The sequence below is a fragment of the Nocardia flavorosea genome (genome assembly GCF_015477805.1).
GTDB lineage: Bacteria > Actinomycetota > Actinomycetes > Mycobacteriales > Mycobacteriaceae > Nocardia > Nocardia flavorosea_A.
Genome location: NZ_JADLQL010000001.1, coordinates 1,531,276 through 1,556,131, shown reverse-complemented (window position 1 = coordinate 1,556,131; position 24,856 = coordinate 1,531,276). Strand labels below are relative to the sequence as shown.

General features: G+C 68.7%; 21 protein-coding genes. 9 read left to right on the top strand and 12 right to left on the bottom strand.

Annotated elements, in window-relative coordinates; translation table 11 throughout:
- The first annotated feature begins 148 nt into the window (after positions 1–148).
- Entirely contained in the window at positions 149–1,402 is a 1,254-nt protein-coding gene (locus IU448_RS06955) for an acetoin utilization protein AcuC (RefSeq protein ID WP_195054594.1), read from the top strand.
- A complete protein-coding gene (locus IU448_RS06950; RefSeq protein ID WP_195054593.1) occupies positions 1,395–4,100 on the top strand; it encodes a GNAT family N-acetyltransferase in 2,706 nt (901 codons plus the stop codon). The genes IU448_RS06955 and IU448_RS06950 overlap by 8 nt, the downstream gene beginning before the upstream one ends.
- 451 nt (positions 4,101–4,551) lie before the next feature.
- Here the strand turns inward: IU448_RS06950 and IU448_RS06945 are convergent, their stop codons facing one another.
- The 3 genes from IU448_RS06945 to IU448_RS06935 form a co-directional block, all read right to left on the bottom strand.
- On the bottom strand, positions 4,552–5,520 hold the full coding sequence (locus IU448_RS06945) for a sigma-70 family RNA polymerase sigma factor (RefSeq protein ID WP_195054592.1): 969 nt from the start codon (positions 5,518–5,520) through the stop codon (positions 4,552–4,554).
- 245 nt (positions 5,521–5,765) lie between these two features.
- Positions 5,766–7,283: a DUF7059 domain-containing protein gene (locus tag IU448_RS06940; RefSeq protein WP_195054591.1), complete on the bottom strand. Its 1,518-nt coding sequence runs from the start codon at positions 7,281–7,283 to the stop codon at positions 5,766–5,768.
- Between the two features lie 41 nt (positions 7,284–7,324).
- On the bottom strand, positions 7,325–7,765 hold the full coding sequence (locus IU448_RS06935) for a DUF3099 domain-containing protein (protein ID WP_195054590.1): 441 nt from the start codon (positions 7,763–7,765) through the stop codon (positions 7,325–7,327).
- Between the two features lie 90 nt (positions 7,766–7,855).
- Between IU448_RS06935 and IU448_RS06930 the strand changes: the two genes are divergently transcribed.
- On the top strand, positions 7,856–8,092 hold the full coding sequence (locus tag IU448_RS06930) for a DUF3039 domain-containing protein (RefSeq protein WP_195054589.1): 237 nt from the start codon (positions 7,856–7,858) through the stop codon (positions 8,090–8,092).
- A 9-nt stretch (positions 8,093–8,101) separates the two neighbouring features.
- Here the strand turns inward: IU448_RS06930 and IU448_RS06925 are convergent, their stop codons facing one another.
- Positions 8,102–9,109 carry a YihY/virulence factor BrkB family protein gene (locus IU448_RS06925; RefSeq protein WP_416382972.1) on the bottom strand — a complete coding sequence of 336 codons (1,008 nt, stop codon included), beginning with the start codon at positions 9,107–9,109 and terminating at the stop codon, positions 8,102–8,104.
- A 258-nt stretch (positions 9,110–9,367) separates the two neighbouring features.
- Between IU448_RS06925 and IU448_RS06920 the strand changes: the two genes are divergently transcribed.
- Positions 9,368–11,110, top strand: a complete 1,743-nt coding sequence (locus tag IU448_RS06920) for a DEAD/DEAH box helicase (RefSeq protein WP_195054587.1) — start codon at positions 9,368–9,370, stop codon at positions 11,108–11,110.
- Between the two features lie 159 nt (positions 11,111–11,269).
- On the opposite strand, the gene IU448_RS06915 is transcribed toward IU448_RS06920, so the two are convergent.
- A complete protein-coding gene (locus IU448_RS06915; RefSeq protein ID WP_195054586.1) occupies positions 11,270–11,731 on the bottom strand; it encodes a DUF6194 family protein in 462 nt (153 codons plus the stop codon).
- A gap of 63 nt (positions 11,732–11,794) precedes the next feature.
- On the opposite strand from IU448_RS06915, the gene IU448_RS06910 reads away from it, so the two are divergent.
- On the top strand, positions 11,795–12,517 hold the full coding sequence (locus IU448_RS06910) for a MerR family transcriptional regulator (protein WP_324188521.1): 723 nt from the start codon (positions 11,795–11,797) through the stop codon (positions 12,515–12,517).
- Positions 12,518–12,867: 350 nt separating this feature from the next.
- Here IU448_RS06910 and IU448_RS06905 read toward each other — a convergent pair whose 3' ends face one another.
- Together IU448_RS06905 and IU448_RS06900 are read right to left on the bottom strand one after the other, a co-directional pair.
- Complete coding sequence (locus IU448_RS06905; protein WP_195054585.1) at positions 12,868–13,419, bottom strand: hypothetical protein; 552 nt, start codon at positions 13,417–13,419, stop codon at positions 12,868–12,870.
- A complete protein-coding gene (locus tag IU448_RS06900) occupies positions 13,419–15,170 on the bottom strand; it encodes a DEAD/DEAH box helicase (protein WP_195055083.1) in 1,752 nt (583 codons plus the stop codon). Before IU448_RS06900 ends, IU448_RS06905 begins: the two co-directional genes overlap by 1 nt.
- A gap of 510 nt (positions 15,171–15,680) precedes the next feature.
- On the opposite strand from IU448_RS06900, the gene IU448_RS06895 reads away from it, so the two are divergent.
- Positions 15,681–16,490, top strand: coding sequence for a TetR/AcrR family transcriptional regulator (locus IU448_RS06895; protein ID WP_195054584.1), 810 nt, complete (start codon positions 15,681–15,683; stop codon positions 16,488–16,490).
- An 85-nt stretch (positions 16,491–16,575) separates the two neighbouring features.
- Here IU448_RS06895 and IU448_RS06890 read toward each other — a convergent pair whose 3' ends face one another.
- The gene (locus IU448_RS06890) at positions 16,576–16,770 is read right to left on the bottom strand and encodes a DUF7455 domain-containing protein (RefSeq protein ID WP_030521621.1); all 195 of its coding nucleotides are present in this window, start codon (positions 16,768–16,770) and stop codon (positions 16,576–16,578) included.
- 269 nt (positions 16,771–17,039) lie between these two features.
- Between IU448_RS06890 and IU448_RS06885 the strand changes: the two genes are divergently transcribed.
- Positions 17,040–17,399: a DUF952 domain-containing protein gene (locus IU448_RS06885; protein WP_195054583.1), complete on the top strand. Its 360-nt coding sequence runs from the start codon at positions 17,040–17,042 to the stop codon at positions 17,397–17,399.
- A 67-nt stretch (positions 17,400–17,466) separates the two neighbouring features.
- Here IU448_RS06885 and IU448_RS06880 read toward each other — a convergent pair whose 3' ends face one another.
- Positions 17,467–18,141: a response regulator gene (locus tag IU448_RS06880; protein ID WP_195054582.1), complete on the bottom strand. Its 675-nt coding sequence runs from the start codon at positions 18,139–18,141 to the stop codon at positions 17,467–17,469.
- Entirely contained in the window at positions 18,138–19,358 is a 1,221-nt protein-coding gene (locus tag IU448_RS06875) for a sensor histidine kinase (RefSeq protein ID WP_195054581.1), read from the bottom strand. Before IU448_RS06875 ends, IU448_RS06880 begins: the two co-directional genes overlap by 4 nt.
- 469 nt (positions 19,359–19,827) lie before the next feature.
- On the opposite strand from IU448_RS06875, the gene IU448_RS06870 reads away from it, so the two are divergent.
- Entirely contained in the window at positions 19,828–21,240 is a 1,413-nt protein-coding gene (locus tag IU448_RS06870) for an ethanolamine ammonia-lyase subunit EutB (RefSeq protein WP_195054580.1), read from the top strand.
- 409 nt (positions 21,241–21,649) lie between these two features.
- A complete protein-coding gene (gene eutC / locus IU448_RS06865; protein WP_195054579.1) occupies positions 21,650–22,459 on the top strand; it encodes an ethanolamine ammonia-lyase subunit EutC in 810 nt (269 codons plus the stop codon).
- Positions 22,460–22,555: 96 nt separating this feature from the next.
- On the opposite strand, the gene IU448_RS06860 is transcribed toward eutC, so the two are convergent.
- Together IU448_RS06860 and ppgK are read right to left on the bottom strand one after the other, a co-directional pair.
- Positions 22,556–23,926 carry an RNA polymerase sigma factor gene (locus tag IU448_RS06860; RefSeq protein ID WP_195054578.1) on the bottom strand — a complete coding sequence of 457 codons (1,371 nt, stop codon included), beginning with the start codon at positions 23,924–23,926 and terminating at the stop codon, positions 22,556–22,558.
- A gap of 168 nt (positions 23,927–24,094) precedes the next feature.
- The gene (ppgK, locus tag IU448_RS06855; RefSeq protein ID WP_195054577.1) at positions 24,095–24,853 is read right to left on the bottom strand and encodes a polyphosphate--glucose phosphotransferase; all 759 of its coding nucleotides are present in this window, start codon (positions 24,851–24,853) and stop codon (positions 24,095–24,097) included.
- Positions 24,854–24,856: the final 3 nt, after the last annotated feature.

Sequence of the window (24,856 nt, the reverse complement as noted above, 5' to 3'; positions counted from 1 at the left end):
ACCAGCGACCCCGGTCGGACGGAGCGGGTCGCGTGACGCGATGGGAATACCGGCGGCGCTCGGTTCGGCGCCGCTGTTGCACGTACATGTATTTCTACTGCATGACAACGCCGGATGGGGTTCCGCCCTTCCCGATACGGTTGCGATCATGGCCACTTCAGCACCGCAGGCAGATCGCGGCGACCCGGATGCGGCGACCATCGTGTGGAGCGACCGCTTTCTCGAGTACTCGTGGACCCCTGAGCACCCGATGAAACCGGCCCGGCTGCGGTACACCATGGCGCTGGCATATGCGCTCGGCCTACTGGACGGTATCGAAATACTGGAGCCGGGCCCGGCCGATACCGGTGAGCTGCTCCGGGTGCACACCGCGGACTACATCGAGGCGGTACGCCGGGCGGTGCCCGGCGTAGAACAGCCGGATCCACCCCACGGTCTCGGCTCGGCCGACAATCCGATCTTTCCCCGGATGCACGAGGCCTCGTCGGTGATCGTCGGCGGCACACTGGCCGCGGCGCGCGCGATCGCGGGCGGCACCGCCCGGCGGGCGGTGAGCATCGGCGGCGGAATGCACCATGCCATGCCGGGGCGGGCGGCCGGCTTCTGCGTGTACAACGACGTCGCGGTGGCCATCTCGTGGCTGCTCGACCACGGTTTCGACCGGATCGCCTATATCGACGTGGACGTCCATCACGGGGACGGAGTGCAGCACGCGTTCTACCGGGACCCGCGCGTACTCACCCTTTCGATCCACCAGCACCCCGCGACGCTGTGGCCGAACACGGGATGGCCGGAGGAAACCGGCAGTGGGCCCGGCGACGGCACCGCGATCAACCTGCCGCTGTTACCGGGCACCCGGGACCCGCAATGGCTGCGCGCCTTCCATGCAGTCGTCCCCGGGGCGGTCGCGGCGTTCCGGCCGCAGGTGATCGTCAGCCAGTGCGGGGTCGACACCCACCGGGAGGATCCACTGGCAGATCTGGAACTCGGAGTCGAGGGCCAGGTGGCAGCATTCGCCGCCATGCGAGATCTGGCCGACCGATACGCCGACGGCCGGTGGCTTGCCGTCGGCGGTGGCGGGTACGGCCTGGTCCGGGTGGTGCCGCGCGCATGGACCCATCTCTTGGCGCTCGCACTGAACCGCCCGGTGGACCCGGCGACCCCGATACCGCAGGATTGGATCGATCTCGTGCAAACCGAAAGGCCGCGGATATCGCCGCCCCGCACGATGGGCGACGGTGTGGATATTGCGTTCCAGCGCTGGGACGGCCCAGGGGGAACCGCGGAAACCGGGGACGCCCGGACCGACCGCGCACAGCGTGCGGTCGACACCGCCGTCCTCGCCACCCGCCGCGCGTGCTTCGGCCCGCTCGGCCTGGACTCGGAGGACCCGCGTGACTGAACCGGCCGAAACCGTTCCCGACGATCCGGCCCCCGCGCCGCAGCACTGGCACGCCGATGTCCTGGCCTCCGACGGAGGTGTGGTGCGGTTGCGCCCCATCACCCCCGCGGACGCCGACGAACTGCAGCGGTTCCACACCGCGCTCTCCGAACGCACCCGCTATCTGCGCTACTTCGGGCCCTACCCACGGATCTCGCCGAAGGATCTCTACCGCACCACCCACGTCGACTATCGCGATCGGGTCGGGCTGGTCGTCGTGCTCGGGGATTCGATCATCGCCGTGGGCCGATACGAATTGCTGGACCGCTCGGGCAAGCGCTCCGCGGAGGTCGCGTTCGTCGTAGCGGACGACCATCAGGGCCGCGGCCTCGGATCGATCCTGCTGGAGCATCTGGCAGGGGCGGCTGCGGAGAACGGGATCGAAACCTTCGTCGCGGAGGTACTGGCGGAGAACACGGTGATGGTCACGGTATTCCGCGAAGCCGGCTACCAGGTGGAGCGCAGCCGCGACGGATCGGTGCTGCATCTCGAGTTCGCCATCGACCCCACCGAGGCGCTGCGTTCGGTCCGGGATGCGCGGGAGCGGGCCTCGGAGGCCCGCAGCGTCGGCAATCTGCTCGCGCCGCGGTCGGTGGCGGTTATCGGTGCCACCCCCAGTTCTGAGCGGGTCGGCGGGGTGGTCCTGGCGAACCTGCTCGACGGTACCTACCACGGCGCCGTCTATCCGGTGAATCCCGGCCGCCGTTCGGTCCGGGGCGTGCACGCCTATCCCACCGTGCGCGATATCCCCGAAGAGGTGGATCTGGCGGTGGTGGCGGTGCCGGCCGCCGAGATCGGTTCAGTGCTCGACGACTGTATGGCCAAAGGGGTCAAAGGCCTGCTGGTGTTGTCGGCGGGCTTCAGTGAAACAGGTGAGCAAGGTCGTGGGGCCGAAGCGGAGCTGGTCGCGGCCGCCCGCGGCCACGGCATGCGGGTGGTCGGCCCCAGTGCCCTCGGTATCGCCAACACCGATCCCGCGGTCGGGCTCAACGCGACCCTGGCCACGGTGCTGCCGGGTCGCGGGCGGATCGGGTTCTTCTGCCAGTCGGGGCCGCTGGGGGTGGCGATCCTGGCCGAGGCGGCCACCCGGAATCTGGGCCTGTCCACGTTCGTATCCGCCGGTAACCGCGCCGATGTCTCCGGTAACGACCTTCTGCAGTATTGGGATACCGATGCCGATACCGATGTGATCCTGCTGTATCTGGAGAGTTTCGGTAACCCGCGGAAATTCTCCCGGATCGCGCGACGGGTCGCACGGAACAAACCGATTGTGGCGGTGAGCCCGAGCCGGCTGGCGGCACGCGGGGATTCGGATGGGGAACTGGACCGCGCTGTCGTCCGTGACTTGTTCGCGCAGTCGGGAGTCGTTCGGGCGGAATCGATCTCGGAGATGTTCGACTGTGCTGCGCTGCTGGGCTACCAGCCGCTGCCCCGCGGTCCGCGTCCGGCGATCGTGGGAAACAGTACGGCCCTCAACTGGCTCACCGCCGACGCCGCACGCAGCGAGGGGCTCAGCGCCGCCGAACCCGTGGATCTCGGGCCGCAGGCAACGCCGGATGATTACCTCACGGCCGTGACCGCGGCGCTGCGGGCGGACGAAACCGACGCCGTGATCGTCATTTTCGCGCCTCCGATCCCGTTACCCCAGACCGGCTATGCGGAAGCGCTCCGCACGGCCGTGGCCACCGTAGCCGGCGATAAACCGGTCCTCACCACATTCGCCAGCGGGGACGGTATTCCCGATCTGCTCGCGGTGCGCGGCGCCGGGGCGGCCGCGATTCGCGGTTCCATCCCGTCCTTTCCCGATCCCGCGCGCGCAGTGCGGGCATTGGCGCGGGTACAGCGGTATGCGCGATGGCGCGACCGGCCCGGCCCGGCAGGTCCGGAGGAGGCCGTGCGTTCCGGCGCCGATTCGGCCCGGCCCGCCGGGATCGACAGCGAACGCGCGGTTGCCCTGATGGCCGGCTGGCTGGCCGATTCGGAAGGAGGACGCCGCCTGGCCGACGAGGAGACCGTCGAACTCCTTTCCTGCTACGGCATTTCCGTTGTCGACTTCCGTGCCGTGCGCGATGTCGAGTCGGCTGTGGCCGCCGCCGAGGAACTCGGGTATCCGGTGGCGGCCAAGGCGACCAACGAGGGCTGGCGGCACCGGCCCGATATGAGCTGGGTGCGCTTGGATCTGTGGCGTCCGGAGGCGGTACGCCAGGCCTACCGTGATCTGGTGGAGCTGTGCGGTGATCCGCTGCTGCATATCCAGCGGATGGCGCCCAAGGGGGTCGGTTGCGTGCTGCGAGTGCAGGACGATCCGGCATTCGGCTCGGTCATCGAATTCGGCCTGTCCGGTCCGATCATCGAGCTCCTGGGGGACCGGGCCTACCGCGCGTTACCACTGTCCGCCGAGGAGGCCGCGGCCCTGATCGACGCCCCGCGGGCCGCGCCGCTGCTCAACGGAACACCGGCCAGCCCGCGTGTCGACAAGGCCGCCCTGATCGACCTGACCCGGCGAATATCGGCCCTGTTCGACGACCTTCCCGAAATGCGCGAACTGTCCTGTGAGCCGGTACTCGCCAGCCCGGAATCGGCGGCGATCCTGTATGCCCGCGCTCGGATCGGCCCGCAACCGAGCCGTTTCGACACCGGCCCCCGGCGACTGGGCTGAACCGCGGAACCCGCACGCCCGGCCCGATACTACGGCCAGGTCGACCGCGGGTATCGGGCCCATGGGCAGATTCGCCCGGTGGAAACCGGCACGCAATCCGCAGACATCCCTTCGACGGGCGACGCAATGAAGCCTCTGCCTGCGGGGCCCGGCCAGAGACCTGGCCCGGTGCCGTAACCAGCGACACGTTCTGCTCATCCGGAAATCAGGTGGCCGCCATGAAAATGTGCACCGGCCAGGTCGGTTGCCACTGCGGGAGCGGCTGCGCCGGGCCGAGAGGTGCGGTCAGGTCGGGGATGAAACCACAGTTGTTCGCGAGCCGGCGGACATTCTGGTCCGTTCGGAATGAGCAGGCGTCCCCGTGACACCGGATGCACTTCGATCGGCCCCAGCGGTCGATGACCGGCCATCACGGCCGGTCATCGCTTGTTTTCCGGGGCGTTGTGCGCGCTCAGCTGGCGTAGGCGCGCAGCCGGTCGGCTCGTTCGCCCTTGCGGAGCTTCGACATGACCTCGCGCTCTATCTGGCGGACCCGCTCACGCGACAGACCGAAGAGTTTGCCGATCTGATCGAGCGTGCGGGGCTGCCCGTCGTCCAAACCGAAGCGCAACCGGATGACCTGCTGTTCGCGTTCGTCGAGGGTGTTCAGCACGCTGCGGACATCGCGGTGCAGCAGGCCGGCGATCACGGCGCTTTCGGCAGATGTCGCCTCGGAATCCTCGATGAAATCGCCCAGCGGGGCCTCCTCGTCGTTGCCGACGGGCATATCCAGGCTCACCGGATCGCGACTGTGGTCGAGTAGATCGGCGATCTTCTCCACCGCGATACCCGATTCGGCGGCGAGTTCCGCGTCGGTGGCCTCCCGGCCGAGCTGCTGATGCAGTTCACGCTTGATCCGGGCGAGCTTGTTGACCTGCTCCACGAGATGGACCGGGAGCCGGATGGTACGGCTCTGATCGGCCATACCGCGGGTGATGGCCTGGCGGATCCACCAGGTGGCGTAGGTGGAGAACTTGAAGCCCTTGGCGTAGTCGAACTTCTCCATCGCGCGGATCAGGCCGAGATTGCCCTCCTGGATCAGGTCCAGTAGGGGCATCCCGCGGCCCGTGTACCGCTTTGCGAGCGAGACGACCAGCCTCAGGTTGGCTTCCAGCAGATGCGATCGCGCCGCTTGGCCTTCCCGGACCACGATCGCCAGATCACGCTTGCGGGTCGCCGACAGACGTTTGCCGGTCTCCAGCAGGTGCTGGGCATAGAGACCCGCCTCGATGCGCTTGGCCAGTTCCACTTCGTCGGCGGCGGTGAGCAGTGCCGTCCGTCCGATCCCGTTCAGGTACACGCGTACCAGGTCGGCGGCGGGGCTCTGAGCGTCGAGGTCCGTATCACTGGGGCGCACACGAGTGGTGGCGGGGCTTGTCATGACTTGCCTCCTGTCGGTGGTGTCTCACTCCGAACAACGGACCCGACATAGGGAAAGTTCCCTCGCCGGGCGCGGATAAACCGCTCTGAACTGCGGTTTTCAGCGTCACGTTCTGAGAAGTTCCTGAGAACGGAACGGGCCGGGAATCCGGGGCACGGGCCCGTCGGACCGGAGACCGAGGTGAAGCGGCGCCCGAGGGCAGCCCCCGCGCAGGCGACCGGTGCCCACCGCCGGAGGTGAAACTCCTAGACCGGATGTACCAGTCCGTGCCGCACCAAGCCGGTGACCACCGCGAGCGCCGCCGTAGCGAACTCCGGGTCCACCTCGTCGGATCCCTGGGACAGTGCCAGCAGTTCGATCAGTTCGTACAACGGCAGGCCGTCGGATCGCATTCCCGCCAGCAAGGAGATGGTGCTCTCGTCCACCTCGTGCTGCCAGCGTGGCCCGTTACCGCGGTGCAGGCGGGCCACCTGCTGGTCCCAGCCTTCCTCGCCGGGCAGGTAGACCCGTTCCAGTGCGGTCGCCGGGTCGACCCGGTAGCGGGAACGCCAGGCGAGAGCCGGATCGGCGGCCACCGCACGCAACCAGGCCGACCGTTCGAAGTGGGCGAGAGCCTCCGCGCCGAGCGGGTCCTCGAATCCGTGGGTCAGATCCTCGGCCAGGACCTCGGTCGGCCCGTCGAACGCGCGCAGGTAGACGAATCCGAAGCCGATCCCGGTGACGCCGGCCTCGTCGAGGGCGGTGAGCCAATCCTCGACCCGCTCCTGGGCCGCCGGGCTGCGCGGATCCAGGCCGGCGTCGCGCAGCCAGGTGCCGACGTAGAGTGCGGGGTCGGCGATATCGCGCTGGACGACCCAGGCATCGACACCGTATGCGGGCAGCCACCCGGAAACACGCTGCCGCCAGTCCGCATCCTCGGTGTGTATCCAGGCAGCGAGAACGGCCGCCGTTCCGCCGGGGGCGAGCAGGTCCGGTACGCGGGAGAGCACCAGTTCGCTCGCGCCGTCCAGGTCGAGTCCTGAATCGCGGTAGGTGTGCTCGATCCGGGCCGGACCGACGACGAACGGCGGATTGGCGACCACCTGGTCGAACCGGCGTCCGGCCACCGGCTCGAACCACGATCCGGTGAGCAGTTCGAGGTCGAGTTCGTTGAGTGCGGCGGTGGCCTCGGCCAGCCACAGGGCGCGCGGGTTGATATCGGTGGCGGTCACCGACCGGGCGTAGCCGGCGGCGTGTACCGCTTGGACCCCGCAGCCGGTGCCGAGATCCAGTACCGAGCCGACCGGGAGGGTCGGGGTCGCCCGCAGCAGCGACAGCGACGCGTGACCGACGCCGAGCACGTGATCCTCGGTCAGCTCCCGGCGGTGCATCGAATCGTCGAGATCGGACAGGATCCAGCGATTACCCGCGCCGGTATCGAGCGGGCGCAGATCGAGAGCCGCGCGTACCAGGCCGCCCTCGGCGGACAGGAGCCCGGCCGCGATGGCATCGGCCACCGCGACCGGTGCCAGCGCCGCGGCGACCTCCGCTTCCGGGACCGCATCGCCGAGGAGCAGCAGCCGCACCAGCGTGCCCAGTTGGCCCGCACCCCGGGCAACGCGCCGCACGGGTACCGGCTCCCCGCGCCCCAGCGCGCTGTGCGCCTCGGGACCCAGGACTTCCAGCAGAGTGTCGGCGTTGTAGCCCACGCGGGTCAGGGCCGCGCGCAGGTCCGGGCACAGGGCCGTCAGGGCAGATGCGGTGGTCGATCCGTGTATGGGCACAGCAGTACTCTGCCACTCGCGGCGCCGGAGGCCGTTTCGCGCTATCCGTCGATCGCGTCGCGGCGGCGTTCCTCGAGCGCGGTACGCGGGCGGTCCCAGCGGCTGGGTTCGTTCTTGTCCCGGGGCGGGCGATCGTTGGCGATGAGCACCGCGACCCACGGCAGGGGTACCGACGCCGCCATGATGAGGATGGCGATCAGGGCGTTCCCGAAAACCGAGTAGGAGATACCGGCCAAGATCAGGGCCGGGATCCGGAACGCCATGATGATCGTGTAGCGGCGTACCCGCGCCCGATGCTGGTCCTGGAACGAGGGCGCCGCCGCGGTGATCAAGGCCGCGTGTTTCGCGTCGTCACCGGGAAAGTATCCGGACGAACGGGTGGGACGGGCCGGCCGCGGTGCGCCGATGTCTTCACCGAGACCGCTCGCACCGGCGTCGATGTGCTCCGGGCCGCGCCCGGAGTCTTCGCCGTGCTGCTGCATACCTTCGAGTCTTGCACTACCGCGGCGCGCGCGTAACCCCGGTGGGTACGTGGTGTGAGGACGGCCGCGCGGTACGGCATCATGGATTGCGTGAGTACCGATACTCTGGTTCGCCCCGATACGACCACCGACGAGACCACCGGTGACGACACCCCGAAGTTCTTCCACTATGTGAAGAAGGACCGGATCGCCGAGAGTGCCGTCATGGGCACGATGGTGGTCGCGCTGTGCGGGGAGGTATTCCCGGTGACGCGCTCGCCGAAGCCTGGTTCGCCGGTCTGCCCCGAATGCAAGAAGGTCTACGAGCAGTTGCGCAAGGGCGACTGAGCGCCCGTATCAGCGCAGGGTCGACGGCGCCGGTTTACCACCGGTGCCGTTGTCGCGTGCCCGGCCGCCCGGTCCGCGGCGTTGTGGCGGGATCCGGTGGGCACCCGGCTCCGGCGGTTCCCGGTCCTCGTCCGGCGGTGTATCCCGCCGTTTGGCCAGCCATGCCTTGAACTGCTCGATCCGGGTCGCCCGCGCCGGCCAGAACTCCTGTACGGCCGCGTTGAACTCGGCGCCGAGGATCACCGCGAAACCGAGGAAGAACGTGAACAGCAGGAAGGCGATCGGGGTGGCCAGCGCGCCGTAGGTGACCCCAGTGCGGGTGACCAGCGTCAGGTATCGGCGCAGCACCTCGCTGGCCGCCATGAAGAACACCCCGGCGAGCAGCGCCCCCCAGAACAGCCGGTGGTACGGCAGCGAACTGTGCAGCGCGAATTTGTAGAGCGTGGCCAGGCCGACGATGAGTAATAGTCCCACCGCGGGGTAGTAGAAGGAATCGATCAGCCGCAGCCCGGGTTCACGCCAGGTGTCCGGCAGGATCCGGCCGATCAACACCGGTCCCAGCGCGATGAGCGGCAGGATGAACACCGCCGCGATCAGGAATTGCACGTACAGCAGCAGGGCGAAGATGCGCTGCCAGACGGGGTGCCGCGCGTCCTGCTGGCCGTGCGCTTCGACTATCGCGTCGACGAAGGTCGCCATGGCCGATGAGCCGGCCCAGAGCGAGAGCACGAAACCGACCGAGACGAAGGCCGCGCGGCCCTGGCCGAGAACATCGCGGACGGTCGGCTCGATGAGATCGGTGACAACGCTGGGGTTGAAGAGATCACGGCTGAAGGTCAAGATCTTCGATTCGACGATCTCGACGGTGTCGGGTCCGAACAGCCCGCTGACGTACCCCAGGCCGCCCAGCAGTCCGAACAACAGCGGGACCAGCGACAATGTCTGCCAGAAGGCCGCGGCGGCGGATTTGGCAAAGATCGAATCGTTCCAGGACTTCACGGACACACGGACGACCAGCCGCCGGGTCTGGGCCAGGGCATGCCGCAGCCACGAGGTATCCCGGCGTGGGGTCCCGTGTTCGTTTCCGTAGCTGTGCATGATCGGTCCAGCATCTCTCACCCGCGTACCCCGTGGTGTGGCGCAGGGCGGACGTGTCGGCGGTCGGCAGGTGAATCACCGGTTACCCGGCGCGGCGCGCCCGCGGCGTGTGACACCCGTCGCGGCGGCCGCGCCGGTTTGGCGCCATCGCGGCGACGGCCGCTAGTGTTTGTCTCCGTGACCGATACGAGCGGCGCCACGGCGACGGCAGTTCCGGGCGCGAACCTGCGTGCCTGGCAGCGGCGCGCCCTGACCCGTTATCTGGCCACCAAACCCCGTGATTTCCTTGCCGTCGCCACCCCGGGCGCCGGTAAGACCACGTTCGCGCTGCGGGTGGCCGCCGAACTGCTGGCCGACCGAACCGTGGACCAGGTCACCGTGGTTGCACCCACCGAGCACCTCAAACACCAGTGGGCCGCCTCGGCGGCGCGGTCGGGGATCGCGCTGGATTCCAACTTCTCGAATACGACCGGTGGCACCTCGGGGGACTATCACGGCGTGGTCGTCACCTATGCCCAGGTGGCGGCGCATCCGTTCAAGCACCGGGTGCGTACCGAGAACCGCCGCACGCTGGTGATCCTGGACGAGATCCATCACGCCGGTGACGCCAAGAGCTGGGGTGATGCGGTAGCGGAGGCGTTCGGCGACGCGACCCGGCGGCTGGCGCTCACCGGTACCCCGTTCCGTAGCGACGACAGCCAGATCCCGTTCGTCACCTATGAACCCGACGAAGCCGGACTGCCGCGGTCGCGGGCGGATCATTCCTACGGCTATTCGGAGGCGCTGGCCGACGGTGTCGTGCGCCCGGTGGTGTTCCTCGCGTATTCGGGTGAGGCGCATTGGCGCGACAGCGCGGGCGAGGAGTACACGGCCCGGCTGGGTGAACCGCTGAACGCCGAGCAGACCGCCCGGGCCTGGCGTACCGCACTCGATCCCGCCGGCGACTGGATCTATGCCGTGCTGCGCGCCGCGGATATGCGGCTGGCGCAACTGCGTGAAGGCGGTATGTCCGATGCCGGTGGCCTGGTGATCGCCTCGGATCAGGAACGTGCCCGGTTGTATGCCGAACTGCTGGAGCATCTCACGGGCAACAAGCCCGTGCTGGTGCTGTCCGACGATCCGACATCTTCGGCCCGCATCGGTGAGTTCGCGGCCGGTAACCAGCCGTGGATGGTCGCGGTGCGGATGGTGTCGGAAGGTGTGGACGTACCGCGGCTGGCGGTCGGGGTGTACGCCACCAGCGCCTCCACGCCGCTGTACTTCGCGCAGGCCATCGGCCGTTTCGTGCGCGCCCGGCGGCGCGGTGAGACGGCCAGTGTGTTCCTGCCTTCGGTTCCGGTGCTACTGGACCTGGCTGCGCAGCTCGAGGTCCAGCGCGACCATGTGATCGGTAAACCGCACCGGGAGAAGGACGGTCTCGACGACGAGTTGCTGACCGAGGCGAACAAGCAGCGCGACGAACCGGGTGAGGAAGAGAAACGGTTCGTCCCGCTGGCCGCCGACGCCGAACTCGACCAGGTGATCTACGACGGGTCCTCGTTCGGCACGGCGACTTTCTCCGGTAGCGCGGAAGAAGCGGATTACCTGGGTATTCCGGGCCTGCTCGATGCCGAGCAGATGCGTGCACTCCTGCGGGAACGGCAGGCACGCCAGGTCGCCGAGCGGTCCAGATCCGAACCGGCGCCCACTGCACCGGCTCCCGTTCCCGCCGGTAATGCCGCCGAGCGGGTGGCGACCGCCGACAAATTGGGTGAGCTGCGCCGGGAACTGAACAGCCTGGTCGCCATGCACCACCACCGCACAGGTAAGCCGCACGGGGTCATCCACGGCGAACTGCGCCGCCAGTGCGGAGGACCGCCCACGGCGCTCGCCACGGCAGACCAACTGACCGAACGTATCTCCGCGTTACGCCGGATGTGAGCCGCCGGGCGGCCGGGCGGTCATGGCGTGGTCTACGACGCGGGTGAGATCGCCATGGCGCCCGGGCAGCGGATCAGGCCGGCCGCGCCGCGCTCGGACGTTACGGTGCTGCCGACGATATCGCCGCCGCGGTGGCCTTCCTGCCCGGGATGTGGTGCGCTACCGTGTCCTTTCCGTGCGCGAACGGGCGCGGGCGTGCGCGATCTCGAGCAGCTCCCGAAGCGTCTCGGCGGTGCGCGAACCCGGGTCTACGATCGCCAGCCAGCCCGCGGTTCCGTACACGGGATGGACGATCACGGTGTCACGAGCGCTCGGGTCGTCCTCAACAGAATTCGCGTCACGCGGTGAGTGGCCGGTCCATGTACGGAACGCCTCCGGGCCGGCGCTGATATTCAGGCGGAAACTTCCCGGGCGGTCGAGCTGTGACCGGTCGTCGCCCGGATAGTTCTTGGTCACGATGGTGGCGAACGGTTGGGTCCGGGATGGGATCTCACCGTCCGGGGCGTAGTAGAAGAACGCGTCGCCCCAGGCGAGCTCGGGCGACCCGTCGCCGGGGCCCGGCCGCAGTGTGAGCACGCCGTCGAGGGTGCCGAGGTATCCGATGATCTCGTCGATGGTCATGTATTCAAGCGTTACATTGAAGTGCTTGTGGAGACTTCCAGCCATATATCGACAGGTGGAGACGTGGAAAGCCGCAATTCGACTGCTCTGCGCACCGCGGAGGTCGCCTATCGCACCGGGTACTCCGTTCAGCAGGTGCGCAATCTGGAGCGCGACGGTGCGCTGCCGGCGGCGACCCGGACCGCGGCCGGTTACCGGATATACGGAGAAGCCCACATCTGGTCGGCGCGCGCGTACCGCGCGCTGGCCGCCGCAATCGATCCGGCCGCGGCGAAAACGATCCTGCGCGCCCTGCACAAGCGAGACCTGCGGCAGGTGTTCGCGTTGCTCGATACCGCGCACGCCCGGCTCGATCGCGAACGCCGCGACCTCGACGCGGCGCGGACGGCGGCCCGGAGCATCGCGGACGAACCTCTCGCCGATATCCAGCCCACCGACTCCATGAGCATTTCCGAACTCGCGCGGGCGCTGGGGGTACGCACCTCTACACTGCGGCACTGGGACGCCGCCGGTGTGGTGGTACCGCGCCGCTCGGACATCCGGGAAACCCGCGTGTACACCCCCGACGACGTACGAGCCGCGCGGCTCGTGCATCAGCTCCGCCTGGCCGGCTACGGGATCGAGGCCCTGCGCGAGCTGATTCCCGAGCTCCGTGGCCGGCGCCGCTGGGATGACCTGGCGGCGGCGCTCACGGCGCGCGATACCCGGATCGACTCGCGCTCAGCTGCCCTGTTGGAGGCCGCCGCCGCACTGAGCCTCCTGCTCGGGTTGTCGAAGACCAGTTGAGTACTGCAAACACTTCTCGTGCTTTCTCCACCGCGATGCGGCAGCGTTTCCAGCTCCTGTCCGGGTGCTCGACCACCGAGTAAGTCGCGGTGCGCGACCGCCCGTACTCGGTGTTGCCGCATGCTCGCGTCCTGAGCACACCCGGGTGACTCACGTCTGCCAACCTGCCGGGCGGTAACCCGCTCGGCAGGGCGAGACCTGTCCCGACCCACCGGTTGGGATCCGACCGGCACAAGTACGAGGAGCCAGGCAACCGCCCGGGCGACGGGAGCGCATTCCCGCCCGGGCGGTTACCGGCGACGGCCCGGGAACAGTGGGAACCGGGTCTTCCCACGCTGTCGAACATGTTCTCAGACTTCGAAATACAGCGCAGGGTCCACGGTGTTGAGCGGGATCCAGCGTGGCCCCTCGGTGGGCGCCGCGGAATCGTCGGGTCCCGGATCGTGGCCGTAGCCTTGCAGGTCCAGCCCGAACCGGGGGTTCTCGTCCACCTGGCGTGCCAGCTCGTAGAACGTGGCCAGTACGTGTACGCACCGGTCGGTGCGGGCGGTACAGGAGCAGTCGATCGCCGCGGGAACGGGAGCTAGCGGCAGGCCCGCATCTGTGGCGGCGGCGTACATCTCGTCGGTCGGCACCGTCGGTGCCGTGCCCACGATCGCGCCCAGCCCGGTCAGGACGGGCCGGGGCAGCGGCGTGAGTTCGATATGGGTGACCGATGCCTGACCGCCGCGGTGGATATGCGCCCGGACGATCCGGCCTTCCGCTTCGGTGCGGACACCGTTGTTGCGTGCGATACTGCGGGCCCGGGGCAGCAGCGGGTCGGGGCGGGTCTGACGCAGTGGTTCGGCCAGGCGTACCCAGTCCATTCCCCAGCGGGTGTAACCGAATTCGTTGTCGGCCATCAGTTTCCTCGCTTTCGGCGCAGAATTTCCACCAGTCGGTCGTCGTCCAGCTGGGCCAGTTCGGCGATACCGGTCCCCGCGCCGAAATCGGTCAGCGCGGATTTCCGCCGCTGCATATCGGCGATATGTTCCTCCACGCTGGTCGCCGAGGTGAGGGTCGTGACGGTGACGGTGCGAGTCTGGCCGATGCGGTGCACCCGGTCGGAGGCCTGGGATTCGACCGCGGGATTCCACCAGCGGTCGAAATGGATGACATCGGCAGCTCGGGTGAGGGTGAGCCCGGTTCCGGCGGCCCGCAGACTCAGTACCAGTACCGGTGGGCCGTCCGGCGACTGGAATTCGTCGACGATGGCGGCGCGTTCGCCCTGCGCGAGCCCGCCGTGGAAGAACGGGGCGGTGATCGCGAATTGCTCGTGTAGATGGCGGACCAGCAACTCACCGGTGCCGCGGTACTGGGTGAAGATCAGTGTCGGGGCGGCATTGTCGAGATTGTTCGCGACGATATCGGTACAGAGGTCGAGCTTGCCGGATCGCCCGGCGAGCTCGGTCATCTCGCCGCTGACCAGCCCCGGGTGGTTGCACACCTGCTTCAACGAGGTGAGTGCCGCCAGGATCCGCGTCTGCCGCCCGGCGCCCGTGCCGAAACCTTCGTCCACGGCGCGGTCGAGCAGGCTGTCGTACAGCCGTTCCTGCTCCGCAGTCAGATCGCACAGCAGGTCCGAGTGGATCTTGGCGGGTAGTGACGCGGCAACCTGATCCTTGCGCCGCGTCAGCAGCACGGGTTCGACCGCGTCCCGCAGGCGCGCGGCGGCGTCGGCCGAACCCTGCTCGATGGGTTTCACGAAACGCCGGCGGAATTGGGCGCGGTGCCCGAAGATCGCCGGTGCGACGAGATGTAGCAATGCCCACAGTTCGTCGAGGTGATTCTCGACGGGTGTTCCGGTGAGGGCGACGACTGCGCCGGCGGACAACGCCCGCGCCGCCTTCGCCACCTGGGTGCGGGGATTCTTCAGTGCCTGGGCTTCGTCGTAGGCGATCGTCGCCCATTCGATGCCGGTGAGCCCGCTCCCGTGCCCGCGCAGCACAGGATAGCCGGTGACGACGACGGTTGCGGAGGAAAGATCCACCGGTCCGCCGCGCCAAGGCGTGGGCCGCAGCTCCGGTGCGAACCGGTTGATCTCGTGCACCCAGTTGCCGACGAGGGAGGTCGGGCACACCACCAGTTGCGGCCCTTGCCCGGCGCGGTCGGCCAGCAAACCGATGGTCTGCACTGTTTTGCCGAGACCCATCTCGTCGGCCAGGACGGCGCCGCCGTGGCGGGCGACGGTTTCCCGCAGCCAGGCGATCCCGCGCACCTGGTAAGGGCGCAGGTCGGCCTGTAGGCCGGATCGCATCCGGGCAGCGGTCTCGGCGGTATCGCGCAGAACCGAAAGGGCGTGTTCGGCGTCCACGATCGCGGTGCCCTGCGCATTCGGTACCGCATGTGCGGCCACCGGGAGGGGCGCGGTGGTGCCGGCGAGGTGGGACTGCCAGGCGCGGGTGGAGTTTCCGGGCCGGTCGACCGCGAGCGTCGCAAATCGTTCGGGCTCCACCAGCGCGCACTGGACCGGCGTCACCTGGAGGTGGACGCTGCCCGCGCGGAGTTGCGCGGTGGTTCCGCCGGGAACGACCAGCGGCAGGGTCGCGGCCTCGCCGACCCCCGGTGGCGGCGGGCCGGTATCGCGACCCGTCCACGTCCACAGTGCGAACATGTGCCGATCGGGCAGGTAGGTGGTTTCGATGGTCGGCAGGGTGACCCCCAATATCATCGTATTGCGTACGGAGTAATATCTCGAACGCGCACGGTTCCGGTTTTGTTCCGGGGTGGCTCCCGGGCGCCGGCGCCCGATCCGAGAAGGGAGATCGATGGACGGCCACTGTCATCGGCCGGCCGCCGGAGGTGCGGTCCGGAGTACCCGCTCGGCGCCGGCGTACCGGCAGGTCTGCGGCCCCCGCAACCGGCGGCGAGTTCCGGAAACCACCGCAGCATCGGGGCCCGACCTGAGCGAGTCGGGCCCGGGGCCGGTCGCCGCGCGTGACGGGATGCCCTCGCTCATGCCCGTTGAGCGCGGCGTGAGCCGGCTGGGCTCGGGGGCGGTGGCGGAGTGTCACCACGCGGGACCCTCACTCATGCGCCGCGGGCACGGCGTAAGCGAGCTGGGTACGGATACGGTAGCGGAGCGGGATCACGCGGAGTTTTGCTCGAATCTCATGGACGCAGCATGAGCGAACCGGCGAGGGACGCAGCGAACCACGACCGCCGAGCAGCCCCGGCCGAGCGTCCGGAAGGCAGCGCGAGCCGATCCGGCGACCCGGCGCGGGCACTGCTGGAACTGTTGTGGCGGCACAGCCTGCCGCCGCGGACGGGCGGGCGCGGACCGCGGCAGACCGTGAGCGTCGATGATGTCGTCACCGCCGCGATCGGGCTGGCCGACCGGGAGGGCTACGGCAAGGTCTCCATCCGCGCCGTCGCCGCGGAACTGGGGTTGCGGCCGATGAGCCTGTACACCTATGTGCCCAGCAAGGATGCGCTCACGGTACTGATGGTCGACGCGGTGGCCGCTGCCGAGGCGCCGCTGCCCACCGATATACCGGTCCGGGACCGGCTGGCCGCCGTCGCCCGGCAGATCCGCGACGAGTTCCTGGCGCATCCGTGGCTGTTCGAGGTGCCGTCGTGGCGGATGGTGCTCGGGCCGGGCCGGGTGCGCCGCTATGAGCAACAGCTCGCGGCCGTCGACGGTATCGGTCTCGGCGATCCCGAGATGGATCGGGTGATTTCGGTTCTCACCCAGTTCGCGACCGGTAACGCGCGCACCGCACTCGCCGCGGCTCGCAGTGTCCGCGAACAATCCGACGCCGACTGGTGGGAGACCTACGGGCCCCTGCTGACCGAGGTCATGTCCGCTGCCGAATACCCGCTGTCCACGCGGGTGGGCGCCGCGGTCGGCGAGCTGTATCAGGCGCCGGGCGATCCGGCCGGCGATTTCGAATACGGGCTCGCGCGGTTGATCGACGCGATCCTGCCCGGATGAGATGTGGCGGGCGACCGACCGGTCGCCCGCCACATCTGAGCGGTGTTCTGTTGTTCGATGCTGTTGTGTCGGACGCGCAGACGGGTCAGAGGGCGGGAGCGGACTCCGTGTCGATCACGGCGTCCAGCTCACGCAGTCGTTCCATATGTTCGTTCGCGTGATGCTGGCAGAAGAGCAACTCGCCACCTGCGGGCAGAACGGCACGCACACGGGCCGCCGCCCCGCAGCGATCGCAGCGATCGACCGCGGTCAGTGGGGTGCTAGTCAGGGTTCCTGGCATGACTCCTCCGTCCTGGCTTCCGGCACAAAGACCGTTCACCTGGTGTGAGGCCCGTGGTCACTCCGCGGGCTCGCTTCCGCTACTTCCCAGCAGTGGTATGACTACTCTGTCAGACGTTCGGGACTTCGGGTTTGTTCCCCCATGGGAACCACTGTGTTTTCCCTAACACGACCAGCGGTTTCCGCCTGTGGCGAACACCGCGGCCGGGCGTGGAATACCGGTGTCCCGCTGTCCCGTACGACTGTCGAGTTGTGTATCGGAGGTTACCCGTGCCCTGTGACACTCACACCCTTGTTCACCTCTGTTCTCCCGGTGAGTGGGCCACCGCGCGGCAAATCGGCGCTCATCGGCCGCCCTCACTGGTCACCGAGGGCTTCGTGCACCTGTCCGCCCCGCACCAGGTGCACCTGCCGGCGAACCGGCTTTTCGCGGGCCGATCCGATATGGTGCTGCTCCGGCTCGACCCCACGCGGCTGGACGCCCCGGTGCGCTGGGAGCCGGGCGTTCCCGGCGACGATCCCGCGCTGCGCTTCCCGCACCTGTACGGCCCGCTTCCGGTTTCGGCCGTGATCGGCGTGGAACCTTATCGGCCCGGCCCGGACGGGAGCTATCCGCCCCTGACCGGCTGACCGGCTCCCGATACGCGGCTGGTCCGGACACGGCGGGAACGGATCCGACACCCTCGGCCGCACCGTGTCACAGCCAGGCTTGCGAATCGTTCTCCGGCTCCGAAGCCAGTTCCCGGGCCAGTATCGCGGCCTGCACCCGGGACCGGAAGCCCAGCTTGGTCAGCACGCGGGACACATGGGTTTTCACCGTTGTCTCGCCGATGAACAGCCGGGCGGCGATCTGTGCGTTGGACAGCCCCGCGCCCAGGCAGTCCAGGACCTCGCGTTCCCGGCCGGTCAGCTCGGCCAGACCGGCCGGAGGTTGCGGCCGCGAGGCGGAACTCCCGTTCGCGAAGGCCCGGATCACCGTGCGGGTCACCTCCGGGGCGAGCACACCGTCCCCGGCGGCGACGGCCCGGACCGCATCGATCAATGCCGGCCCCGACGCGGATTTCAGGACGAAACCGCCCGCCCCCGCACGGAGGCTGCGGAACACGTATTCGTCGAGATCGAAGGTGGTCAGCACCAGGACCCGAGCCAGGTCGTCGCCGGTGATCCGGGCGGTCGCGGTGATCCCGTCCACACCGGGCATCCGTACATCCATCAGCACCACATCGGGCCGCAGTGCGCGGGCCTGAGTGAGGGCCACCGCACCGTCGGCCGCCTCGCCCACTACTTCGATATCGCCGGCCGTGTCCAGGATCATGCGTAGTCCGGCCCGGATCGCGGCGTGATCGTCGGCGATGAGCACCCGGATCGTCACAGCGGTTCCCCCACAGGCTGCGGGGCCGCGGCGAGCGGCAGTCGTGCCTGCACCCGCCAGTACCCGGATTCCGGGCCGGACCGGAAGGTGCCGCCCAGCGCCGCGGTCCGTTCGCGCATATTCGTCAGGCCGCGCGGCTCTGCGGTATCAGCGGGAACGTGCGGCGCCGCGTCTCGGGCGGGGAGGGGATTACGCACAGTCAGAACGAGTGTCTCGGTCTCGGCGTGCACTTCGATATCGACCTCCTGCCCGGGTGCGTGTTTCATCGCGTTGGTGACAGCCTCCTGGATGATCCGGTACGCCGCCTGATCGACTGCGCCTGCCACCGGATACCCGTCGGTGTCCTGGCGCACCCGCACTCGCATGCCTGCCTGCCGGGCCACCGCGACCAGGCCGGTCAATTGGGCCAGCCGGCCCGGCGCGGTGGTTTCGGCCGCATCGTCGTCACGGCGCAGCAGGCCGATCATGGTCCGCATCTCCTGTAGGCCCTCGACGCTGTTGGAACGGATGGCAGTCAGAATGCCGGTCAGCCGCGAGTCCGTGCTGTTCCCGTTCAATCCCGCCAACGCCGCTTCGGATTGCAGGGCGATCGCCGACAGATGGCCGGCGATCACATCGTGTAAATCGCGGGCCATGGCTTTGCGTTCGTCGGCCACCGCCGCCCGGCGGTCCAGTTCCGCCACCTGGGTCAATGCCCGCCGCCGGGCTCGTTCGGCCGCTGCGGTCTCCATATGCGCGCGGACCGTCAGACCCCACCACAGCGAGGTGCCGACGAAAGCCGCCGCGATGATCAGCGCCAGCACCATCAAGCGCCAGTTCTCGGTCATTGCCAGTACCACGCCCGCGGCGGTCGCCGACAGCGTCAGCCACGCCACCACCGCCCCCTGCATCTGGCGACGGGTGCCGTAGACAACCGCCGCATAGATCAGATCGGAGTAGACCAGCCACACCGGCAGCGTCGGCCCGAGCATCAGATCGAAGGCCAGCGGCACCAGACCCACCACCATGGCGGTGATCGGCGCCCGCCGCCGCACCAGCAGCACGGCGCACACCATCGCCAGGAGCGCGAAGCGCGGCGCCAGCGGTGTGGACGGGCCGTCGGACGAGATGAACAACATGTGGAAGCCGGCCAGATACAGCAGGGAACCGACCGCGAACCATACGACCGCGATGACGACGTCCTTGCCTGTCGCCGATAACGCCGACCACCGTTGCATCCCTCAATCTCAGCACACGGCTGCCCGCGGGGAGTCCATCGAAATAACGATCCGCCGTCGTACCGAACACGCCCCCGCATCGCGCGGCACGTGGCCGACCGCCGCGGCGGTCGAGGAAACTCGCCTGTCCCGACCGATCTGCGCGCGCGGCCGAGCCATCCCTCGAGGCCGGCCACTCGTGCGTGCCGGATGGCCTCCTCCGGCGACTCCTTGCGCGCCGGAGGAGGCCATCCGAACCGCGCGTTCGGCAGTCGGTCGCGATGTCCGGGCCGGGTGGTCGACTTCAACCGGCCATGCCGGGGGTCGCACACCGGCTACCGAGTCCGTCGGCCGCGGTCCGGCGCCGAACCCGCACAGCCGGTGCGCTGCCGGAACTGCCGGTATCGTTCACGGTCACGGCGTACTTCGGCCGTATGCGTTCGCGGCCGTACCGGGCCGATCGCATCGGCCCGGACGGACGGGACCGCGGATGACTGTCTACAACCAGCAGTTGGGCGGTACGGGTTATCGATTCGACGGTTTGGTGGAGGTACTGGCCAAGGCCACTGCGCGTCGCAGCGGTGACGAGCTGGCCGGATGTGCCGCGGCCACGGATGCCGAGCGGGCCGCGGCACAGTGGGTGCTGGCCGATCTACCGTTGACCGATTTCCTGGAACAGCCCGTGGTGCCCTACGAGGCCGATGAGGTGACCAGGCTGATCGTGGATACCCACGACCGGTTCGCGTTCGCGCCCATCGCCTCCTGCACCGTGGGGGAGCTGCGCGATCGCCTGCTGAGTGTCGCGGCCGGCGAAGGTTTCCCGGACCCGGCCGGGACGCTGCGCGATCTGGCGCCCGGTCTCACGCCGGAGATGGTCGCGGCGGTCGCCAAGATCATGCGGAATCAGGACCTCATCGCGGTGGCGCGGGCGGCCCGGGTGCAGTCGGGATTCCGGACCACCATCGGGCTACCCGCTACGCTCGCTACTCGTTTGCAGCCGAATCATCCGACCGACGATCCGCGCGGTATCGCGGCGGCCGTGCTGGATGGGCTGCTGCTGGGCTGCGGCGACGCCGTGATCGGGATCAATCCCGCCACCGATTCCCCGCGGGCCGCGGCCGATCTGCTGGCCCTGCTCGACGATATCCGCACCCGGTTCGATATCCCGGCTCAATCCTGCGTTCTGGCCCATGTCACCACCACCATCGATCTGATCGCCGCGGGTGCGCCGGTGGACCTGGTGTTCCAGTCGGTGGCCGGGACGCAGGCCGCGAACGCGGCGTTCGGAGTGGATCTGGCGCTGCTACGGGAGGCCGAGGACGCCGGGCGGTCCCTGCGCCGCGGTACCGTCGGCGACAATGTGATGTATTTCGAAACCGGTCAGGGCTCGGCGTTGTCGGCGGGCGCGCATCTGGGTACGGGCGGGAAACCGGTGGACCAGCAGACGCTGGAAGCGCGGGCCTACGCGGTGGCGCGGGAGCTGCGGCCGCTACTGGTGAACACCGTGGTCGGGTTCATCGGGCCGGAGTACCTCTACGACGGCAAACAGATCATCCGTGCAGGACTCGAGGATCATTTCTGCGGCAAACTGCTGGGCCTGCCGATGGGGGTGGACGTCTGCTACACCAACCACGCCGAAGCCGACCAGGACGATATGGACACCCTGCTCACGTTGCTGGGGGCCGCGGGGTGTGCCTTCGTCATCGCGGTGCCCGGTGCCGACGATGTGATGCTCGGCTATCAGAGCCTGAGTTTCCACGATGCGCTCTACGCTCGCCGGCTGCTCGGTCTGCGGCCCGCCCCCGAATTCGCGGCCTGGCTGGACCGGCTGGGGATGCTGGACGATACCGGCCGGGTGCGGGCGATACCGCCGTCCGCCTCGCCGTTGCGAGCCCTGTTGTAGGCGCTGCAGCCGGAACTGAACACGGTACCGCTACGGTGCCGGCCGGTTCCCGCAGCGGTACCGGTATGCCCGCCCGTGCGCCATGTTCCCCGCCGGGGCGGGTACGACACAACTGATGCTGTGACGAGGCTGCTGGTGCCGGGACAGCGCTGCTGGTGCCGGGACGAGGCGGCTGGTGTCGGGACGAGGCGGCTGGTGTCGGGACGAGGCTGCTGGTGTCGGGACGAGGCTGCTGGTGTCGGGACAGCGCTGCTGATGTCGGGATGACGCTGCTGATGTCGGGATGACGCTGCTGGTGCCGGGGCAGGGCTGCTGGTGCCGGGATGACGCTGTCGGTATCTGTACAACACAGCGTGGGAAGACGGTTCGGAGGGATGATGGATTCCGGCGGACAAAGGGTGTGGTGATCATGGGGATCGGTAGCGGGGATCTGGCTGACGATTCCGGCCGAACGTTCTGGACCGGATTACGTGCGCTGACCCAGGCGCGGATCGGACTGGGCCGGGCCGGTGACGCATTGCCGACCCGGCGGGTGCTCGAATTCGCCGCGGCGCATGCCCACGCCCGGGACGCGGTCCATACCGCGCTGGATGTGGCCGCCTTCTCGGTGCGGGTCGCGGCCCTCGGACTCGGCGAACCGGTCCATATCCGGAGCCGGGCGCGGGACCGGGCCGAATACCTGCGCCGTCCCGATCTCGGCCGGCTACCGGCCACGGGACCGATCCCGCTCGATCCGGTCCCGTCCGGGGCCGGACCGTCCGTCGGCGTGGTGCTCGCCGATGGTCTTTCCGCGCGAGCGCTCACCGAACACGGCCCGCCGCTGCTCGGGGAACTCGTGGCCCTGCTGCGGCCGCGCTGTACGATCGCCGCGCCCGTGGTCGCCACCCAGGCCCGGGTCGCGCTCGGCGACCATATCGGTGCCGCACTGGGGGTATCGACCGTGCTGGTCCTGATCGGGGAGCGTCCCGGCCTATCGGCCGCGGACAGTCTCGGTATCTATCTCACCCACCGGCCACGTCCGGGCGTCACCGACGCCGACCGTAACTGCGTATCCAATATCCATCCGCCGGCAGGACTGGATTACCGGCGAGCCGCTCAGGTGACGGCGGGCCTGGTCGCGGGCGCGCACCGGCTCGGTCGCTCGGGTGTCGAGCTGAAGGATATGTCCCGGGAACCGGCACTCCCGGGGCCCGCGACGGCCGTCGAAGACGGCGGATGATCCGGGCACCGATACGCCACGGCCCCTGAGCATCGCGGGAACCGGCGGTTCCGACGTGTTCAGGGGCCGTGGCGGGGAGCAGCTGCCCGGTGTATCTCAGTCGAGGTAATCGCGCAGGACCTGCGAACGGCTGGGATGCCGCAACTTGCTCATGGTCTTGGATTCGATCTGCCGGATACGTTCCCGGGTGACCCCGTAAACCTGGCCGATCTCGTCGAGCGTCCGCGGCTGGCCGTCGGTGAGGCCGAAGCGCAGCCGCACCACACCCGCCTCACGTTCGGACAGGGTTTCCAGCACCGACTGCAGCTGATCCTGCAGCAGAGTGAAGCTCACCGCGTCCACCGCGACCACGGCCTCGGAGTCTTCGATGAAATCACCGAGCTGGCTGTCGCCTTCGTCGCCGATGGTCTGATCCAGCGAGATGGGTTCCCGGGCGTACTGCTGGATCTCCAGCACCTTCTCCGGGGTGATATCCATTTCCTTGGCCAGTTCCTCCGGGGTGGGTTCGCGACCCAGGTCCTGGAGCAGCTCGCGCTGAATACGGCCCAGCTTGTTGATGACCTCGACCATATGCACCGGGATACGGATGGTGCGGGCCTGATCGGCCATGGCGCGGGTGATGGCCTGCCGGATCCACCAGGTGGCATACGTGGAGAACTTGTAGCCCTTGGTGTAGTCGAACTTCTCCACCGCGCGGATCAGGCCCAGGTTGCCCTCCTGGATCAGGTCCAGGAACGCCATTCCGCGGCCGGTGTAGCGCTTGGCCAGCGATACCACCAGGCGGAGGTTCGCCTCGAGCAGGTGATTCTTGGCGCGGTTGCCGTCGCGGATGATCCAGTTGTAATCGCGGCGGATCGCGACCGGCGGCTTCTCCCCGGCCTCGGTGAACTCACGCATCTTCTCGGCCGCGTAGAGACCGGCCTCGATCCGCTTGGCGAGTTCGACCTCCTCCTCGGCATTGAGCAGCGCGACCTTACCGATCTGCTTGAGATAGGCGCGGACCGAATCCGCGGATGCGGTGAGTTCGGCATCCTTGCGGGCCTGGCGCAGCGCCTCGGATTCTTCCTCGTCCCAGACGAAATCACCGGAGGCCTTATCGGCCGCGGTGGGCTCGGCGGTCTCGGCCTCGGGTTCCTCCTCGGCGACCTCGGCCACCAGATCGTCGCCCTCGTCGGTGAGATCGTCCTCGGAGACCTCGAGGTCTCCCAGGTCGGCCACATCCAGCGAATCGTCGTCCGGCTGTTCCCCGCCCGGGCCCGGAGCGCCCGCGCTACCGGCCTTCTTCGCAGGGGCTTTCTTTGCCGCGCCTTTCTTTGCAGCGGTCTTCTTCGCGGGGGCCTTCTTGGCGGCGGCCTTCTTGGCCGGAGCCTTCTTGGCCACGGCCTTGCGCGCCGGGCGTGCCGCGGGAACTTCCGTGGCCTCGGCGTCGGCCGATTCGGCTGTCTGACGGGTATTCGTGGCTACCACGTACGCCCTTTCGTGACGGTCTCGTGCGGCGTCACGCCAGAGTAGTATTCCGGCGGAGCGGTCTGTCGGGTTTACCGGCTAAAACGCCGGTCGGGTGTCCGGCTCACCGCCGGGGTCCTTCCATTGTAACGATCGACCAGTGTGCCCCTGCCTGGGCGGCGGACATCTTCAGGGGGTGATTCCGGCCTCGACAGCCATGGCCGCGCCTACGATACCCGCTGTATTGCGCAGATCGGCGGGGACCACCCGGGTGCGGTTGGTGAGCAGCGGGATCCACTGGTCGGCATCGCGGCTGATCCCGCCGCCGGCGACGAAAACCGTCGGCCAGAACAGATCTTCCAGCCCGCGCAGCACGGTGCTGACCCGGGTCGCCCATTCGGGGTAGCTCAGGTCTTCTCGCTCCTTCACCGAAGCCGCGGCGCGGTGCTCGGTTTCCATACCGCCGATCTCGAGGTGGCCGAGTTCGGTGTTCGGGACCAACGCGCCGTTGTTGAGCAACGCCGACCCGATTCCGGTGCCGAAGGTCAGCAGCATCACGAGGCCGTCGATATCGCGGGCGGCACCGAAACGGTCCTCCGCCAGTCCCGCCGCATCGGCATCGTTGAGGACCGTCACCTCGCGGCCGCCGAGGGCGTCGGAGAACAGCGTGCGGGCATCGGTACCGATCCAGGATTTGTCGACATTGGCGGCGGTGTGGGCGATGCCGCCGAGAACGACGCACGGCAGCGTGAGCCCGACCGGACCGTCCCAATCCGCCTGCGCGACCAACTGCGCGACGGCGGTGGCGACCGCGTCCGGGGTGGACGGTTGCGGGGTGGCGATCTTGATGCGTTCGTGCCGGAGTTCCCCGGTTTCGAGGTCGACCGCGGCGCCCTTGACGCCGCTGCCGCCGATATCGATCCCGAACGCGTGCCGTCGAGCGGACATGCG